We start from the raw sequence: 17,500 nt of genomic DNA on the forward strand, positions 1-17,500 counted from the left end.
ATGGAGATCACAGCGCAATCTGTATGGAGTAATTGTCTCGCATTTATAAAAGATAATATACAACCACAAGCCTACAAAACATGGTTTGAACCTATAGAAGCTGTTAAACTTACCGGTAATGCTTTGAGTATTCAAGTACCTAGTAAATTTTTCTATGAGTGGCTTGAAGAACACTATGTAAAAATCCTTAAAGTTGCCCTTACAAAAGAGTTAGGTGAAGATGCTAAATTGGTGTATGTTATTAAGATGGAAAACACCTATGGCAACAAGCAACCTTTTACAGAAAAAATACCAAGCTCTAACAGATCTGCAGTTAAGTCTCAAGATGTAGATGTGCCTTTTAATAATAAAAGTCCTGAATTAAAGAATCCTTTTATAATTCCTGGAATTAGAAATGTAAAAATTGAATCGCAATTAAACCCGAGTTACAGTTTTGAAAATTTCTTAGAAGGTGATTCTAACAGATTAGCCAGAAACGCAGGTATTGCTGTAGCTAACAAACCAGGTGGCACATCATTTAATCCGCTTTTGATTTTTGGTGGTGTTGGTCTTGGAAAAACACATTTAGCTCATGCTATTGGTGTTGATATTAAAGACAAATACCCAGAAAAAACTGTACTATATATTTCTGCCGAAAAATTTACGCAACAGTATATTGATTCGGTTAAGAAAAATAATAGAAATGATTTTATTCACTTCTATCAAATTATAGACGTCTTAATTATTGATGACGTTCAGTTCTTATCTGGTAAAACAGGTACTCAGGATGTTTTCTTCCATATCTTCAATCATTTACATCAAAATGGTAAGCAGGTTATCCTAACAAGTGATAAAGCTCCTGTTGATATGCAAGATATTGAACAACGTTTATTATCACGTTTTAAATGGGGACTTTCTGCTGAATTACAATCACCAGATTTTGAAACAAGAGTTTCTATCCTTAAAAATAAGCTTTACAGAGATGGTGTTGAAATGCCAGAAGAAATTGTTGAGTATGTTGCTAAACATATCAAAACAAATGTAAGAGAGCTTGAAGGTGCAATTATTTCATTAATCGCTCAGTCTTCTTTCAACAAAAAAGAGATTACAATTAATCTTGCTAAAGATATTGTTGAGAAATTTGTTAAGAATACCAAGCGTGAAGTTTCTATTGATTACATCCAAAAAGTAGTTTCTGATTATTTCCAAATGGATGTCAGTACTCTACAATCTAAAACGCGTAAAAGACATATTGTTCAAGCTAGACAATTAGCTATGTTTTTCGCTAAAAAATATACAAAAGCATCTTTAGCTAGTATTGGTTCTCAAATTGGGCAACGCGATCATGCAACCGTACTTCATGCTTGTAAAACTGTAGATAATTTATCTTCAACCGACAAGCAGTTTAGAAAGTATGTTGAAGATCTTTCTAAAAAGCTATCACTTTAATAATCACAGATTATGACTCGCATTTTAATGGTGTGCTTGGGTAATATTTGCCGTTCGCCATTAGCACATGGTGTCATGGAATCAAAATTACCAGAAGATTTATTTTATGTAGATTCTGCTGGCACAGGTGCTTATCATATTGGAAATCCACCCGATCATCGTTCGATTAAAGTAGCTAGAAATCACGGCTTAGATATTAGTACGCAAAGCGCTAGACAATTCAAAGTATCTGACTTTGATACTTTTGATTACATCTTTGCAATGGATCAATCCAACTACAACAATATTGTTAGTTTAGCTCGCAACAATGCAGATATTGGTAAGGTGAAATTATTTCTAGAAGAAAACACTTCTATTTCCAATAAAAATGTTCCTGACCCTTATTACGGAGACATGCGCGATTTTGAACATGTTTTTTATTTAATTAAAAATACTTCAGAACTCATAGCTAGTAAGTTAATAAAAGCTAACCGATAGCAGTAATTCTTTCCATTCTTTTATTTTTTTGTAATTTCAATACGTTAACTCTCAAAAATTAACGCTATGAAAAAATTATTTACGCTTATATCTATATTATTTTTTTCCATTTCATTTTCTCAAGATATAGATTTAGAATCTTTTGCTACAGGTTTCAATAGACCTGTAAACATAAAACATGCTGGAGATGATAGACTTTTTGTTGCGGAACAAGATGGCATTATAAAAATTGTAAATTCTGATGGTACTACTGAATCAACAAATTTCTTGGACATAACATCTCTAGTTGGAAGTGTCGGGAATGAGCAAGGCCTCTTAGGCTTGGCTTTTCATCCTAATTATGCTACTAACGGGTATTTCTTTGTTAATTATACTAACAATTCAGGAGATACGGTAATTTCGAGATTTTCTAGAATTGGTACTAGCCCAGAAATTGCTGATCCAAATTCCGAATTAATCATTTTGACTTACACACAACCCTACAGTAACCATAATGGAGGTGAACTTCATTTTAGTCCTGACGGTTACCTATATATTTCTAGTGGAGATGGCGGCTCTGGTGGTGATCCTGATGATAATGGGCAAAGTCTTAACACATTGCTGGGAAAATTATTACGAATTGATGTTAACAATTCTACAGCCTCAAATCCTTATGATATTCCTTCAGACAATCCTTTTGTAGGCAACACTACTGTGAATCAGGAAATTTGGGCTTATGGTTTACGAAATGCGTGGAAATTTTCTTTTGATAGCATGACGGACGATCTGTGGATTGCTGATGTTGGGCAAAACGCAAGAGAAGAAATAAACCAAGCTGCAATAACTGAAGCTGGACTTAATTACGGTTGGAGGTGCTATGAAGGCAACAATACTTATAACACAACAGGCTGCCCAAATAGCAGCACTTTAACCTTTCCCATTTATGAATATGCACATTCTGGTGGTCGATGTTCTATAACTGGAGGTTATGTTTACAGAGGTTCTACTTTTTCTAATATGAATGGTTTGTATTTTTTTGCTGACTTATGCACTCAAGAAATTGGATATTTGAATTTTGAAGGAGGAAGTTGGAACGCAACTTATGAAGTTTTTTCTGGAAATTGGGTAGCCTTTGGTGAAGATGTGAATAACGAACTATATGTTGCCGACCTTAATGGTAGTATCTACAAAATAATAGACAATACACTTAGCATTAACGAAAACACATTAGATTCTATATCAATCTATCCTAACCCTGCAAGCCATATACTTCATTTAGATTTTTCAAATAACCTGAATAGTTTATCAGCTGACATAAAAATTTATGACATTCAAGGAAAGTTAATTAAATCAATTCTAAAAGATAAAAACGATACCTTTACCAGTATTGAAATTTCAAATATGAAAAGTGGTTTTTACATCGTAAAAATTAATTCTGAAGACGATAAAGAAATCACCAAAAAACTTGTTATCAATTAATAATGACTGATTCAAAAGGGAAGCTTTACCTTATTCCTACCCGTTTGGGAGATAACCCGCCTTTGGAAGTTTTACCAATTTCCATCAAAAAAACTATTGAAAATTTAGACTTTTATATAGTTGAAAATGAAAAAACAGCACGTCGTTTTATAAAACGTATTTCACCCGGAAAATCACAACCTTCCCTAAAGCTTAAAGTATTAAACAAATACACTACCGAAGCTGAACGAAACACATATCTGAACGACTGTTTAGAAGGTATTTCTGTTGGGTTATTATCTGAAGCGGGCTGTCCTGCTATTGCAGATCCTGGTGCAGATATTGTTCGTCTTGCACATCAAATGGACATAAGAGTTGTTCCATTAGTTGGCCCATCTTCTATACTACTAGCGTTAATGGGATCTGGTATGAATGGACAAAGTTTTACCTTTAATGGTTATTTACCTATTGATAAAGGGGAAAGAAAAGCCAAATTAAAAACTCTAGAACGCTTATCTTTTGAGCAAAACCAAGCACAGATTTTTATTGAAACACCATACAGAAATATGAAAATGCTTGAAGATTTAGTCAATACACTTCAGCCAAACACTAGGGTTTCTGTAGCCTGTGATTTAACTTTACCAACTGAATTCATAAAAACAAAAGCAGCAAAAGATTGGAAACATAACAAAGAGGATCTTCACAAGAGACCTGCAATTTTTATAATTCAAAAGGATTGAAAACTATAAAGTAACTCTAGCTTTCTTGTTAGGCTCTATGATAGAAGTATCGTATCCTGAAAACTTTTTCATATAATGCTTTACCGTAGAACCGTAAGCATCTGCAAAGTTGTTACCTCCATAACTACGTAAAAACTTTTTTACGCTACCAGGACCAGCAAGATGTGCAGCTGCCAATATACCAGATTCTGTTACTTTCACGCCACCTATAACTTTACCTTCAAATCGTTTGATGTCTTTTCTTAATACCCATTTATTACGAGATGCATTAGCAATAAACGCTTTCTCTTGTAATTCTGGATTGTACAAAAACTGATTTGGAGTATAGATACCTAATATCTTTAATGTCTCAGAACCAAATTGATATTTTCCTAAATAGCCTAACGTATTAACGGTAAAATAATTTCCTCTAGATTCTTTAAACGCTAAAGCTTCTTTAAAACCTTCAAAAGATTTTCCTAAGTGTGGTGTAAATATGTTTGGCTTTACAGTATGGTTATCTGTAACTACAGCCAAATCTTTAGAAATATTGTAGTTTAATTCTAAACCTTCAGTAGAATATGCCTCAGGATTAAGAGCGGAATCTGGGTATAGACCTAAAGCAATAAATACACAGATTGTAAATGGTAAAATAAAATTCTTAACGCTATTTTTTATCATAACAGTTAACCTTTAATGCAAAGTAATTTTTCAATTTTTTGGCTTTGCAAAATTCGGGTGCAAATATACGACTTTTTTTCAGTTATTGAAAATCAACCTTTTAAGTGTTAAAATTTTAACTTAAAAGTAGATATAATGCCATTTTATCCGACCATGGGAGTTCATTTCTAAAGTAGGAAAAGGCACCTTAATAACATTAAAAACGTCAAAAATTGTTTTTAGGAAGTGAGAATTTGTCTTAATTCGGGTTAAATCTACATCTAGACTTAGGTAGTATTGACGTGTTCTATTTTGGTTTGAAAATAAGGGATCATTGGCCTCACCTGTCAGCATTCCATCTGCTCCATATCCAAAAGCAAGATTCAACCAATTTGGGATTTTTTCACTTTTAAAAAATGAATTAATATTTGCACTTAACCAATACGTCTGTCCATTATAATCTTTTAAAAACTCTTCAGTAAAACCATCTCCTAACTTATCTGGTCTTTGAGAAGCATATTGTGTAGAATGAAATGAGTATTTCATTACTATTCGCTGTTCGTTCCATAATAGTTCTTGTCCAGCATACAATCCTGTTCCAGCTGCATTAGCAGCCATATCCGACCAAGAGAAACCCCATTCTTCAGAAAAACCATCCATTATTTCAACAGCAGTTAAAAAACCTAAACCTAATGTAGAGCCATAAAGTAGTTGGTCTTTTTTACTTACTCCAGCCCAATGTAATGTATTAGCTCCTATCCTACCCAATTGATATGAAGAAAATACATGACCTAATTTATCCATCTGAAGCCATTCACCACTATCATCAATCGTTTTGAAACTCGATTTTGGATAATCAGCATACCATAATTGATTCAGTCCAACAAGAGTAGCCAATCCTAATGAAGTTTCTGCAATAGCAACAGTATTTCTTCTAGATTTGTGAAGTGTATCACTTGGTTTTAAAAACTGATTGAGCTTGGATTGAGAAAACCCTAAACTACCTATAAATAAAGTTATGTAGCACAACCACTTCAAATATTATTTGTTTATGCCTTGGGAAGACAAATACCTTTGATACTCACGCGCATTATTATTATGCTGCGCCAAAGTCTTAGCGAATTTGTGATAACCTATACGGTTAGCATCTGCAGCAAAATAAAGGTAACTATGTTTTTCTGGATTTAAAACTGCTTTAATAGCAGACAAATCTGGCATAGCGATTGGTCCTGGTGGTAAACCATTATACATATAAGTATTATAAGGAGAGTTTATTTCTTTGTGTACATTTAAAACACGACGTATAACAGTATTCTTATATTTTGGCAATTGATAAGCTGCAAATTTTAGTGTAGGATCTGCTTGTAATGCCATGCCCAACCTTAATCTATTGAGATACACACCTGCAACTCTTGGTTGTTCGTCAGCTTGTTTAGATTCTTCATGAACAATAGAAGCTAAAGTTATGACTTCACTTGGAGATAAGTTCTGCTTTTTCGCTTGAGCTTTTCTTGTATCCGTCCAAAAACGATTGTATTCAGTAAGCATTCTTTCTCTGAAAGCTTCTGCAGATGTGTTCCAAAAAAACTCATAACTGTTCGGTAAATACATTCCTAAGGCTGTAGCTTTTGTAAATCCATTTTTTGATAAAAAGTCTTTATCTGTCATGGCCTTATAAAGCGAAAGGCTATCCGCTTCAATTTGAGAACCAATTCTTCCTGCTAAATCAGCCAAACTATTTTGATTATTAAAAGCTATTTTTAATGGTAAATTTTTACTTCTAATGGAATTTATAATGTCATTATTATTCATTCCTTTTGAAATCGCAAAACGACCAGCTTTAATATTTGTAGTATACTTTTTTTGTTGAGCTAAAGCATCAAAGCTATCAATATCATCTAATAACGGCGCCAGCTGTTCACGTACTTCTGCATAAGTAGCATTAGTTGGCACATAAATATATGCGGTTTCATTATTGAAGTTTGTGTTAGGTTGAAACATGGCTCCATAAATGTAATAGGCAAAAAGACCAAAAACCACAAGACCTATTAGAGCTATTGCCCAAAGAATTTTTTTAATGTACATAATTAATCGTTAATACGCTGTAAAATATATTCGTTTGTAAAGTTATGACCGTTATAGCTCCAGTCTTTTTTCAATCCTATTTTTTTAAAACCGTTATTCTCGAACAATTTTAAACTGGCAGTGTTACCTTCAGAAATGTTTGCATAAACTTGATGAAGATGTAACGCTTCAAAACAATAATTAACCAAAAGCTCTAAAGCTTCTTTGCCTATACCTTTATTTCTATTATCAGCATCTTTAATAAGAATACCGATGCCTGCACGTTTGTTTTTTGGGTCGAAATCAAAAAGATCTATCAAACCTATTGTCTGTGCTGTTTTATCGCAAATAGCTAAACGCAATTGTTTGGCTTCAAAAATATCTTGCTGAGCATTTTCAAGATACTGCTTTATTAAAAAGCGTGAATATGGAGTTTGGGTATGACTATGATGCCAAAGTGCAGTGTCATTCTCAACCTCGTAGATAAAATCTAAGTCTTCGGGTTCTAAAGCTCTTAGGTAAATATGTTCGCCTTTTAAACTTACCACTCTATCTCTCCTTTAAAAACTTGTTGTGCAGGTCCTATTAACCAAATGTTGTTGTAGTTATTATTTTCAACATCAAAAGTTACCTTAAGTTTTCCTCCGGGTGTTTCTAAATTCACCGTTTGACTTTCAGTGTTTTTATTGTTATACATCGCTAAAGCTACAGCAGTAACACCTGTACCACAAGAGTAAGTTTCGTCTTCTACTCCACGCTCGTAAGTTCTAACAGCAAAACTATCAGAAGATAGTTGTTCTACAAAATTGACATTACTTCCGGCTTCATTATAAGGTGATCCATAACGGATTTTTGAACCATTATCCTTCACATTGTAATTCTTGATATCTGATACCATTTCTACATGATGAGGAGAACCTGTATTTAAAAATGTATGATTGTCAAAATTTTCAATTGTAGAAACGTCTTGCATTTGTAAATGCACAATAGCATTATCTACTTTTGCCTTGTGCAAACCGTCAATAGCTACGAATTCCGTTTCATCTTTAATAACACCAAGAAACTTTGCAAAGGCCACAATACATCGTCCACCATTACCACACATGGTACTTTGATTTCCATCAGAATTATAATAGACCATTTTAAAATCTGAATTTTCGTCATTCTCTAATAAGATAAAACCGTCTGCACCAATGCCAAAACGTCTATGGCACAATTCTGCAATACGTTTGGTATCATTTTTGTCTATGGATAAATCGCGATTATCAACGATAATAAAATCGTTACCTGTTCCTTGATATTTATAAAATGTCATTGTCATAATAGGCAACAAATATAATAATATTAGGCTGTAAAATGGCTTGTTAAAGCGTCGTTAAATTTGGCGTTAAATAGTCGTTAAAATGAAAACTAAAATTCAATAAATATCTAACTTTAATCGTTAAAAAGAGACAATTAATTACAAAAGTTAAACTTAAATCTGAAAAAAGTATGAAGAAGATTCTAACATTGATTTGCGTTTCGGCATTAGGTGGACTATTAACTTTAGGCGGCTACAAGCTTTTTGTAGAAGAAGACAATAATGCCCTAGCTATTGAACAAAAATCTGATTTTCCTGTTTTTGTTCCAACAAACAATTCCATTAATACATTAAATAATACTGCGGCAATTGCACCTGATTTTGTAGACGCTGCAGAAAAATCTATACATGCTGTTGTACATGTTAAAAATACAGCTATTGTAAACGCTCCTATGAGTATGCAAGACTTGTTCTTTGGAAGAACCCAACCAAGAGCACAAGTCGGTACTGGTAGTGGCGTAATTATTTCACCTACAGGTTTTATAGTCACCAATAATCACGTAATTAAAAACGCAAACGAAATCAGTATCACTTTAAACAACAATAAAACATATATGGCTGAGCTTATTGGTACAGATGAGGCTACCGATATTGCTTTATTGAAAATCGATGCTGATGAAGATTTACCATACATGGCTTTCGGAGATTCTGATAGCGCTAAAATTGGTGAATGGGTTTTAGCTGTTGGTAACCCTTTTAACTTAAACTCTACCGTTACAGCTGGAATTATTAGTGCTAAGTCTAGAGATTTATCTGGTCAGAATATGCAATCATTTATTCAAACCGATGCTGCTGTAAATCCAGGAAATTCTGGTGGTGCTCTAGTAAACACTAACGGAGATTTAATTGGTATTAATACAGCTATTTCATCTCAAACAGGCTCTTACATCGGCTATTCTTTTGCGGTTCCAAGTAATATAGCACGTAAAATTGTAAATGATATTATGGAGTATGGTAATGTACAAAACGGTATTCTTGGTGTTGTTGGTGGTGCTTTAAATAGTAAAAGTGCTGAAGAGCTTGGTACAGATATCACTCAAGGTTTTTACGTTAGTGAAGTACAAGAAGATACTGGAGCAAAAGAAGCAGGAATTAGATCAGGAGATATTATCAGAAAAATTGATGGAGTAAAAATCAATAAATTTTCAGATTTAACAGGATACTTAAAAACTAAAAGTCCTAATGATGTAGTAAACGTAACATTACTTAGAGATGGAGATGAAGAAACACTTGCTGTAACTCTTTTAAAACCTACAACAGCTATTTTACAACCAATTGGTATAGTGAAAAATGTTTCAAAAGATGAATTAAAAAAGAACAACACAGAATATGGAGTAAAGATTTCAGAATTCAATAGTGATAAACACAAGTTCTACTGGAATCAGAATGGTATTGAAGAAGGGAGTATAATTACGAAAATAAATGGTAAAAAACTCTATTCTGTAGATGATGCTCAAAATGCAATGAAATCCAGAGGATATAATGAACCTCTACAGATTGAAATAATTAATAAGGAAGGTGAGAAAGTAATCTATAATTTTTAGATAAAAATCTTAAAATCCCGATAAAATCAGCCCTTCAAAGTGTAATTCTTTGAAGGGTTTTTATTTTCGATAAAAAGCGTTACGAAAACGTTTGAAATCTGTATTTTTGCCCAAAATCAATCTATATTAAACCAATAAAAAAATGGGTTTTAACGACACTTACGAAAAAGAGTTAGCGTTTCAAGCCGATCGTCGTAGAGCAACGGTCGAATTTATTAAAATTGTAAGCGATTTATGGTACGATAAGTCTATTGAACTTGTCATTTTCAGAAATCAATTAATCGACAGAAATGTGAGCGAAATTTTAAATCTGCATGAATACGCAGGTGAATTTGTTCAAAAACCAATTTCTATCTTCGATTCTGTTGAAATTGCTCAAGCCATTAGCGCTTTAGATTTACCACCTGCAAAATTAGACATTGGTAAACTGACTTATGAGTTTCATTTAGAAGACCAAAAGTACAGCAATGCTACAGCTTTTGTCGCAGCTAAACTAGGTAATGCTAAAGACAATAAAACCATAGAGCCTAAAGATGTGGTACTTTATGGGTTTGGAAGAATAGGTCGCTTGGTAGCTCGTGAGCTTATGACTCGTACCGGAAAAGGGAATCAATTACGTCTTAGAGCTATTGTGACTAGAGGTGCAATTGATGAAACAGTTTTAGAGAAAAGAGCTTCTTTACTTAGAAACGACTCTGTACACGGGGATTTCTCTGGTATGGTAAGTGTTGATGTAAAAAATGAAGCTTTAATTATTAACGGTACTACAGTGAATATCATTTCTGCTAATGCACCTGAAGATATTGATTACACCAAATATGGTATTAACAACGCTTTGGTTATTGATAATACTGGCGCATTTAGAGACAGTGACGCTTTAAACAGACATTTAAAGTCTAAAGGAGTGGATAAAGTTTTACTAACCGCGCCAGGAAAAGGAGTGCCAAACATCGTTCATGGTGTTAATCACTTACAAAACAACCCTGACAAGGTCAAAATTTTCTCTGCAGCGTCTTGTACTACAAATGCTATTACCCCGATTTTAAAAGCTGTTGAAGATTCTTTCGGCATTAAATCCGGGCATTTAGAAACAATTCATGCTTACACTAACGATCAAAATTTAGTGGATAACTTCCATAAAAAATACAGACGTGGTCGTGCTGCAGGATTAAATATGGTCATCACCGAAACAGGAGCTGGTAAAGCTGTTAGTAAAGCCTTGCCTTCACTTGAAGGAAAGCTAACTTCAAACGCTATTAGAGTACCTGTTCCTAACGGATCTTTAGCTATTCTAAATTTAGAATTAGAAAAAGAAACTTCTGTAGAAACCATGAACACCATCATGAAAAAATATGCACTTGAAGGCGATTTGGTTGAACAAATAAAATATGAAATGAGCGACGAACTTGTATCTAGCGATATTGTTGGTAGCTCTGCTCCTTCTATTTATGATAGTAAAGCTACTATTGTTAGAGAAGATGGTAAAAATGTTATTCTATATATATGGTATGATAATGAATATGGTTATAGCCATCAAGTTATCCGCCTAGCAAAATACATTTCTAAAGTAAGACGCTATACTTACTATTAGAATTACTGAAAAAGGAAAACCTGAAAAATCTTGTCGTTTGGCAAGATTTTTTTGTTTTAAGAAAGGTGTTTTCTAACATAATTTTAGCCCAAACATCCAAAAAATAGTTTGGTCCGTATATTAATTAGCCTTTCAAATTTTGATAGGCTATTTGTTTTGTAATATTTTATGATAAAGACATAAAATTATTATCTTGGCAGACAATTAATCTAACAAACTCAAAAAAATACGTCTAAGATGAAGTTCTTAACCAAAGCCACTGTAATTCTTTTAGTTACGTTTAGCTTTTTTTCTGTAAACGCGCAAACCGATGACGACGACGAAAAGCTATCCCTTAATGAAGGTACCATAGATAACCAGTTTGAATATGTCATTCAAAAATCGGGAAAATACCAAGAATACAAAGTGGTAAAAAGAACTTGGCTATACAGTTTAAAAGCGCACACCATGGATACCTTGGCTGCTTTTCACAAAAACTTGGCCGATACAAAAGCAGTGGTAGAATCTCAGGCCAACGAAATTGAAAGTTTAAAAACAAGCTTATCTAATACACAATCTACTCTAAACGACACAAACGAAGAAAAAGACAGTATTTCACTGTTTGGTGCACAAATGAGTAAAGCAAGCTATAAAGTATTAATGTGGTGCATTATTGCTGGTTTAGCTGGCTTATTATTATTCTTTATCTATAAGTTTAAAAACAGTAACTCTCTTACCAGAGACGCTAAACATAAACTAGAAGAAGTTGAAGCTGAATACGAAGAACACAGACGTACAGCTTTAGAGCGTGAACAAAAAGTAAGACGTCAACTCCAAGACGAGCTGAATAAGAATAAAGCATAACAGAAAAGTTCTTCACAAGCAAAGAAACTTTCTAAAGATTAAATTGAAAATCCGCAACTAGTGTTGCGGATTTTTTGTTGCTATAAAGTATCTTAAAAAAAATCCCTCAATTAGCCCTACCTTTGCATTCTATTTAGAACTACAATGCGCATAGATATTATAACCGTACTACCAGAACTTTTAAAAAGTCCATTTGAAGCTTCAATTCTTAAACGTGCTATAGATTCTGGTTTGGTAGAAGTACATTTTCATAACCTTAGAGATTACACTACAGACAACTACAAATCAGTAGACGATTACCAATTTGGTGGTGGTGCTGGTATGGTAATGTTAATAGAGCCTATAGATAAATGTATCTCTGGTTTACAAGCAGAAAGAAAATATGATGAAATAATTTATATGACACCAGACGGTGAGCGACTTAATCAAAGTATTACCAACCAAGTGTCTTTAAAAGAAAACATCATCATTCTTTGTGGTCATTATAAAGGTGTCGATCAACGCGTTCGTGATAAGTTCATTACTCGAGAAATATCAATTGGTGATTATGTGTTGTCTGGTGGTGAGTTGGGTGCTGCAGTTTTATGCGATGCCGTAATACGATTAATTCCTGGTGTTTTGGGTAATGAGACTTCTGCCCTAACCGATTCGTTTCAGGATAATTTGTTAGCACCACCAATTTATACCAGACCAAGAGATTATAACGGCATGAAAGTACCAGAGATTTTATTTAGTGGCAACTTTCCAGAAATAGAAAAATGGCGCGAAGAACAAGCTTATCAACGTACCAAGGAAAGACGACCAGACTTACTAGATGAATAATTACTTTAAAATTATTCATTATTAATTGTCAATTACTAATTAATAATTATCTTTGCAGCCAATTTTAGGTTAACCTCTGGCGAAAATCGTGAATGTTGATTTGGAATAACCATTAAACAAAACAAAATGAATTCTTTAGTAAAATTTGTACAAGACGAATTTGTAACCCGTAAAGATCTTCCAGAATTTAGTGCTGGTGATACAATCACAGTATACTACGAAATTAAAGAAGGTGCTAAAACACGTACACAGTTCTTTAAAGGTGTAGTATTACAACGTAAAGGTTCTGGTACTTCAGAAACTTTTACAATCCGTAAAATGTCAGGAACTGTTGGTGTAGAGCGTATCTTCCCAGTTAACTTACCAGCTTTACAAAAAGTTGAAGTTAATAAAAGAGGTAAAGTACGTAGAGCACGTATATTCTACTTTAGAGGTCTTACTGGTAAAAAAGCAAGAATCAAAGAAGTTAGAAGATAATTCTACTCACATAACATTACAAAAAGCTCTCATTTATGAGGGCTTTTTTTAGTTTATTAACTATTGTTAATAAGTCTGGTTTATAAATTGTTTATATCTAAAACGTTAAAAAAATAAATATTTCATAATTATGTTTTAAATTAGCTAAACAATCAACAACAAACTTTGTTTGGTTTTAAAAGAAATTTTAAATTAGTGTTAATTGTGAGATAGAGATTTAGTTCTTTATTTATTGAAGTTGTTTTTCGGAGGTTAAAGAGCCGCTTGTGTAGTCAAGTGAGGTAAAATTAGCCAAGAAGCTAAATTTTAAAACATACATTAGTAGGTTTTAAAGAGAAAGTGGAAAGCTTTGAAGAAGTAGCGGAATCGAAAGTGAACGTGAAAAGGAAGAGCAATGTTTTTAGAACGTATGAATCACGAAAGTGGTTGGTAAAAGAAAAAACATCAAGGAAAAGCAAACTCACGAAACCGAGTAATATCAGGTCAATACATTTTGAAAGATATGAAACGTTTCACTGAAGCAAGAACACTTGAACTGAAAAGGATGATGGTGTAAGCCAATCAGCCGATTTAGGTAAAACTAAATAAGTCACGTTAGTATTGTTTCAAAAAGAAAGCCATGTCAGAATAGTATTTACTATAGTGATATGGCTTTTTGCTTTTAATATCCAGCTAAATAAAAGTACGCTCACTTAAAATCTCAAATCTAACTCTAAGGTTCTATTTTCAAATTTTATATTTGCTCTATGAATCTTCAACTAATAGACGACCAAAACTTTAAAAATAAAGACTATACCTCTAGCCCACTTCCAAAAGCAGAGTATAGCTATTGTACTTTCACGGATTGTAATTTTGAAAATTCCGATATCTCTAATATCAACTTTTTAGAATGTGATTTTTATAATTGTAATTTCAGTAATGTCAATGTCATGCATACTGTTTTTAACGATGTTATCTTTGAAGATTGTAAAATGGTTGGCGTTCAGTTTCAAAACTGTAATGATTTTCTATTGACCTTTCGTTTTACCAGTTGTACTTTAAACTTATCATCTTTTTATCAGTTAAAATTAAAGGCCATAAAATTCCATAACTGTAAGATGCATAACATAGATTTTACAGAGTCTGATCTTCAAAATGCATCATTTTCAGAATGTGATTTAACCAACTCTATTTTCGATAGCTCAAACCTTGAAAGTTCCGACTTTCTTACCGCAAAAAATTTCGTCATAAATCCAGCAAACAACACCATCAAAAATGCTACATTTTCTAAAGAAAATTGCTTCGGATTACTCAATAGTTTACAGATTAAAATAAGGTAAAAACAATACATGTTTTACTTTAAGGAGTTTATTGTCATTTTCTCAAAAAAACACCTTGTTTACTACTAATATCTCACTTACAAAACACTATCATTTTTGTATATTTGCACAGTTTAAAAACTAGTGATTACACGATCTAAATACTTTAATGACTTATGACCAAAACAGCAAAGATTGTTTATACAAAAACGGATGAAGCTCCAGCTTTAGCCACACGTTCATTTTTACCAATTGTACAATCCTTTACCAAATCTTCTGGTATTACAATTGAAACTAAAGATATTTCCTTAGCAGCCAGAATTTTAGCTGTATTTCCTGATTATTTAACGGAAGAGCAAAAAGTTGCTGATGCTTTAGCTGAATTAGGTGAATTAGCTAAAAAACCTGAGGCTAACATCATTAAACTACCTAATATTAGTGCTTCAATTCCTCAGTTAACAGATGCTATAAAAGAATTGCAAGCTAAAGGTTACAACCTTCCTAATTATCCTGACGAGCCTAAAACAGAAGAAGAAAAAGAGATAAAATCTCGTTACGATAAAGTAAAAGGAAGTGCTGTAAACCCAGTACTTAGAGAAGGAAATTCTGATAGACGTGCCCCAAAAGCAGTAAAAAACTTTGCTAAGAAAAATCCACACAGTATGGGTGCTTGGTCTGCGGACTCTAAAACTCATGTCGCAACAATGACTGATGGAGATTTTGCACATAATGAAAAATCAGTAACTATTGCTGATGCCACAAGCGTTAAAATAGTACACACTGATGGCAATGGTAGTCAAACTGTTTTAAAAGATAATTTAGGCTTACTTGAAGGTGAAATTATTGACGCTACTGTAATGAGCAAAAAAGCATTATTAAGTTTCTTAGATAAAGAAATTAAAGATGCTAAAGATCAAGGCGTATTAATGTCTTTACATATGAAAGCTACCATGATGAAGGTTTCAGATCCTATTATCTTCGGTCATGCTGTAAGAACTTATTTTAAATCTTTATTCGAAAAATATGCCGCTACATTCAAAGAAATTGGAGTCGATGTAAATAATGGTCTTGGTAATCTTATTGATAATCTTGAAAAATTACCACAAGCTAAACGTGAAGAGGTTGAAGCGGAATTAAAAATTGCGCTTGAAAACGGACCAGATTTAGCTATGGTAAACTCTGATAAAGGAATAACAAACCTTCACGTACCAAGTGATGTTATAATTGATGCTTCTATGCCAGCAATGATTCGTACATCTGGACAAATGTGGAATGCTGAAGGGAAACAACAAGATACAAAAGCTATTATTCCAGATAGTAGTTATGCAGGTGTATATATCGCAACTATAGATTTCTGTAAAAAACATGGTGCTTTTGATCCTACAACTATGGGAACTGTTCCTAATGTTGGACTAATGGCTCAAAAAGCTGAAGAATACGGTTCTCATGATAAAACTTTTGAAATCGCTTCTAACGGAAAGGTTGAAATTATTAATGCTTCTGGTGAAGTATTAATTTCTCATGATGTTGAAGAAGGTGATATCTGGAGAATGTGCCAGGTAAAAGATCTTCCTATTCAAGATTGGATTAAACTAGCTGTTACACGTGCAAGAGCTTCAGAAACTCCTGCTGTTTTTTGGTTAGATAAAAATAGAGCTCATGATGCTGAATTAATCAAAAAAGTAAATCATTATTTACCTAATCACGATACTTCAGGTTTAGACATCAGAATCTTATCTCCTATCGAAGCTACTAATTTCACATTAGAGCGTATTAAGGAAGGGAAAGATACTATCTCTGTTACAGGAAACGTTTTACGTGACTATTTAACAGATTTATTCCCAATTTTAGAAGTTGGTACAAGTGCTAAAATGTTATCTATTGTTCCATTAATGAATGGAGGTGGTTTATTCGAAACTGGTGCAGGTGGTTCTGCTCCTAAGCACGTCGAACAATTTCTTGAAGAAAATCACTTACGTTGGGATTCTCTTGGAGAATTCTTAGCACTAGCTGTTTCTCTAGAGCATTTTGCTGAAGTTAACAGTAATGAAAAAGCGAGAATCTTAGGTGAAGCTTTAGATGATGCTTCTGAAAAATTATTAGAAAACAAAAAAGGACCTTCTAGAAAAGTTAACGAATTAGACAATAGAGGTAGCCATTTTTATTTAGCACTTTATTGGGCTGAAGCTTTAGCTAATCAAACTAAGGATACCGAATTACAAGCTGAATTTAAAGAGGTTTATGAGAAGTTGTCTTCAAATGAAAACACCATAGTTAATCAATTGATAGATTGTCAAGGCGAACCAGTAGATATCAATGGTTATTACTATCCAAGTGAAGATTTAGCTTCTGGTGCTATGCGACCAAGCGATGTACTTAATACTATTGTTAAATAATATTAGTTCATTATAAACATCATATAATTTTAAAAAGCTTCTTTAGGGAAGCTTTTTTTTATACTTTTATTTATCTCATTTTGAAGCTAAAAATACATGTCTTTTACTAAAACTACAGAACAAGACTCTTACTACGACAATCTAGAACAGATGTCTATCAAAGAAATCATTACTAATATTAATAATGAAGATAAAACAGTCCCTTTAGCAGTTGAAAAAGCACTACCACAAATAGAAAATTTAATTAAAGTAGCTGTTGAAAAACTACAGAAAGGTGGAAGAATTTTTTATATAGGTTCAGGTACAAGTGGACGCTTAGGGATTTTAGATGCTTCTGAATGTCCTCCAACTTTTGGAGTCTCTCACGATTTAGTAATTGGACTA

17 protein-coding genes (1 of these 17 cut by a window edge) are annotated in these 17,500 nt (G+C 33.1%); 12 read left to right on the top strand and 5 right to left on the bottom strand.

Annotation, left to right across the window (positions count from 1 at the left end; translation table 11 throughout):
- The 4 genes from dnaA to AC2H4K_RS00020 all read left to right on the top strand — a co-directional run bounded on the left by dnaA (nucleotide 1) and on the right by AC2H4K_RS00020 (nucleotide 4,082).
- Nucleotides 1-1,428 carry a chromosomal replication initiator protein DnaA gene (dnaA, locus tag AC2H4K_RS00005; RefSeq protein WP_281141053.1) on the top strand — a complete coding sequence of 476 codons (1,428 nt, stop codon included), beginning with the start codon at nucleotides 1-3 and terminating at the stop codon, nucleotides 1,426-1,428.
- 12 nt (nucleotides 1,429-1,440) lie between these two features.
- Nucleotides 1,441-1,905: a low molecular weight protein-tyrosine-phosphatase gene (locus AC2H4K_RS00010; RefSeq protein ID WP_281141054.1), complete on the top strand. Its 465-nt coding sequence runs from the start codon at nucleotides 1,441-1,443 to the stop codon at nucleotides 1,903-1,905.
- Between the two features lie 66 nt (nucleotides 1,906-1,971).
- Entirely contained in the window at nucleotides 1,972-3,363 is a 1,392-nt protein-coding gene (locus tag AC2H4K_RS00015) for a PQQ-dependent sugar dehydrogenase (RefSeq protein WP_281141055.1), read from the top strand.
- A gap of 2 nt (nucleotides 3,364-3,365) precedes the next feature.
- Entirely contained in the window at nucleotides 3,366-4,082 is a 717-nt protein-coding gene (locus tag AC2H4K_RS00020) for an SAM-dependent methyltransferase (protein WP_281141056.1), read from the top strand.
- A 3-nt stretch (nucleotides 4,083-4,085) separates the two neighbouring features.
- Here the strand turns inward: AC2H4K_RS00020 and AC2H4K_RS00025 are convergent, their stop codons facing one another.
- From AC2H4K_RS00025 to dapF, 5 genes are all read right to left on the bottom strand, one after another.
- Nucleotides 4,086-4,742 carry a peptidoglycan-binding protein LysM gene (locus tag AC2H4K_RS00025; RefSeq protein WP_281141057.1) on the bottom strand — a complete coding sequence of 219 codons (657 nt, stop codon included), beginning with the start codon at nucleotides 4,740-4,742 and terminating at the stop codon, nucleotides 4,086-4,088.
- Nucleotides 4,743-4,862: 120 nt separating this feature from the next.
- A complete protein-coding gene (locus AC2H4K_RS00030; RefSeq protein ID WP_281141075.1) occupies nucleotides 4,863-5,750 on the bottom strand; it encodes a DUF2279 domain-containing protein in 888 nt (295 codons plus the stop codon).
- 12 nt (nucleotides 5,751-5,762) lie between these two features.
- Entirely contained in the window at nucleotides 5,763-6,806 is a 1,044-nt protein-coding gene (mltG, locus tag AC2H4K_RS00035) for an endolytic transglycosylase MltG (RefSeq protein ID WP_281141058.1), read from the bottom strand.
- 2 nt (nucleotides 6,807-6,808) lie between these two features.
- On the bottom strand, nucleotides 6,809-7,333 hold the full coding sequence (locus AC2H4K_RS00040) for a GNAT family N-acetyltransferase (protein WP_281141059.1): 525 nt from the start codon (nucleotides 7,331-7,333) through the stop codon (nucleotides 6,809-6,811).
- The gene (dapF, locus tag AC2H4K_RS00045) at nucleotides 7,327-8,106 is read right to left on the bottom strand and encodes a diaminopimelate epimerase (protein WP_281141060.1); all 780 of its coding nucleotides are present in this window, start codon (nucleotides 8,104-8,106) and stop codon (nucleotides 7,327-7,329) included. The genes AC2H4K_RS00040 and dapF overlap by 7 nt, the downstream gene beginning before the upstream one ends.
- 170 nt (nucleotides 8,107-8,276) lie before the next feature.
- Between dapF and AC2H4K_RS00050 the strand changes: the two genes are divergently transcribed.
- The 8 genes from AC2H4K_RS00050 to murQ form a co-directional block, all read left to right on the top strand.
- Nucleotides 8,277-9,689, top strand: coding sequence for a trypsin-like peptidase domain-containing protein (locus AC2H4K_RS00050; RefSeq protein WP_281141061.1), 1,413 nt, complete (start codon nucleotides 8,277-8,279; stop codon nucleotides 9,687-9,689).
- Nucleotides 9,690-9,831: 142 nt separating this feature from the next.
- Entirely contained in the window at nucleotides 9,832-11,280 is a 1,449-nt protein-coding gene (locus AC2H4K_RS00055; RefSeq protein ID WP_281141062.1) for a glyceraldehyde-3-phosphate dehydrogenase, read from the top strand.
- Nucleotides 11,281-11,517: 237 nt separating this feature from the next.
- Nucleotides 11,518-12,123, top strand: a complete 606-nt coding sequence (locus tag AC2H4K_RS00060; protein WP_281141063.1) for a tRNA (guanine-N1)-methyltransferase — start codon at nucleotides 11,518-11,520, stop codon at nucleotides 12,121-12,123.
- Nucleotides 12,124-12,267: 144 nt separating this feature from the next.
- Entirely contained in the window at nucleotides 12,268-12,945 is a 678-nt protein-coding gene (gene trmD / locus AC2H4K_RS00065) for a tRNA (guanosine(37)-N1)-methyltransferase TrmD (RefSeq protein WP_281141064.1), read from the top strand.
- Between the two features lie 126 nt (nucleotides 12,946-13,071).
- A complete protein-coding gene (gene rplS, locus AC2H4K_RS00070) occupies nucleotides 13,072-13,422 on the top strand; it encodes a 50S ribosomal protein L19 (RefSeq protein ID WP_281141065.1) in 351 nt (116 codons plus the stop codon).
- 746 nt (nucleotides 13,423-14,168) lie between these two features.
- Nucleotides 14,169-14,741, top strand: a complete 573-nt coding sequence (locus AC2H4K_RS00075) for a pentapeptide repeat-containing protein (protein WP_281141066.1) — start codon at nucleotides 14,169-14,171, stop codon at nucleotides 14,739-14,741.
- Nucleotides 14,742-14,896: 155 nt separating this feature from the next.
- Complete coding sequence (locus AC2H4K_RS00080) at nucleotides 14,897-17,116, top strand: NADP-dependent isocitrate dehydrogenase (RefSeq protein WP_493742660.1); 2,220 nt, start codon at nucleotides 14,897-14,899, stop codon at nucleotides 17,114-17,116.
- A 96-nt stretch (nucleotides 17,117-17,212) separates the two neighbouring features.
- Nucleotides 17,213-17,500, top strand: the 5' end (the start) of a protein-coding gene (murQ, locus tag AC2H4K_RS00085; RefSeq protein WP_493742661.1) for an N-acetylmuramic acid 6-phosphate etherase. 528 nt of this gene lie beyond the right edge of the window; only the first 288 of its 816 coding nucleotides appear in the window; the start codon lies at nucleotides 17,213-17,215; its stop codon lies off the right edge, out of view.

Source organism: Winogradskyella sp. 266wxhm (genome assembly GCF_058964685.1).

Excerpts from the sequence above, each read along its gene's own strand:
- AC2H4K_RS00080 (WP_493742660.1), top strand. The coding sequence starts at position 14,897 with ATGACCAAAACAGCAAAGATTGTTTATACAAAAACGGATGAAGCTCCA.
- AC2H4K_RS00020 (WP_281141056.1), top strand. The coding sequence starts at position 3,366 with ATGACTGATTCAAAAGGGAAGCTTTACCTTATTCCTACCCGTTTGGGA.
- AC2H4K_RS00075 (WP_281141066.1), top strand. The coding sequence starts at position 14,169 with ATGAATCTTCAACTAATAGACGACCAAAACTTTAAAAATAAAGACTAT.
- AC2H4K_RS00050 (WP_281141061.1), top strand. The coding sequence starts at position 8,277 with ATGAAGAAGATTCTAACATTGATTTGCGTTTCGGCATTAGGTGGACTA.
- AC2H4K_RS00055 (WP_281141062.1), top strand. The coding sequence starts at position 9,832 with ATGGGTTTTAACGACACTTACGAAAAAGAGTTAGCGTTTCAAGCCGAT.
- mltG (WP_281141058.1), bottom strand. The coding sequence starts at position 6,806 with ATGTACATTAAAAAAATTCTTTGGGCAATAGCTCTAATAGGTCTTGTG.
- AC2H4K_RS00015 (WP_281141055.1), top strand. The coding sequence starts at position 1,972 with ATGAAAAAATTATTTACGCTTATATCTATATTATTTTTTTCCATTTCA.
- AC2H4K_RS00025 (WP_281141057.1), bottom strand. The coding sequence starts at position 4,742 with ATGATAAAAAATAGCGTTAAGAATTTTATTTTACCATTTACAATCTGT.
- AC2H4K_RS00060 (WP_281141063.1), top strand. The coding sequence starts at position 11,518 with ATGAAGTTCTTAACCAAAGCCACTGTAATTCTTTTAGTTACGTTTAGC.
- rplS (WP_281141065.1), top strand. The coding sequence starts at position 13,072 with ATGAATTCTTTAGTAAAATTTGTACAAGACGAATTTGTAACCCGTAAA.
- trmD (WP_281141064.1), top strand. The coding sequence starts at position 12,268 with ATGCGCATAGATATTATAACCGTACTACCAGAACTTTTAAAAAGTCCA.
- AC2H4K_RS00010 (WP_281141054.1), top strand. The coding sequence starts at position 1,441 with ATGACTCGCATTTTAATGGTGTGCTTGGGTAATATTTGCCGTTCGCCA.
- dapF (WP_281141060.1), bottom strand. The coding sequence starts at position 8,106 with ATGACAATGACATTTTATAAATATCAAGGAACAGGTAACGATTTTATT.
- dnaA (WP_281141053.1), top strand. The coding sequence starts at position 1 with ATGGAGATCACAGCGCAATCTGTATGGAGTAATTGTCTCGCATTTATA.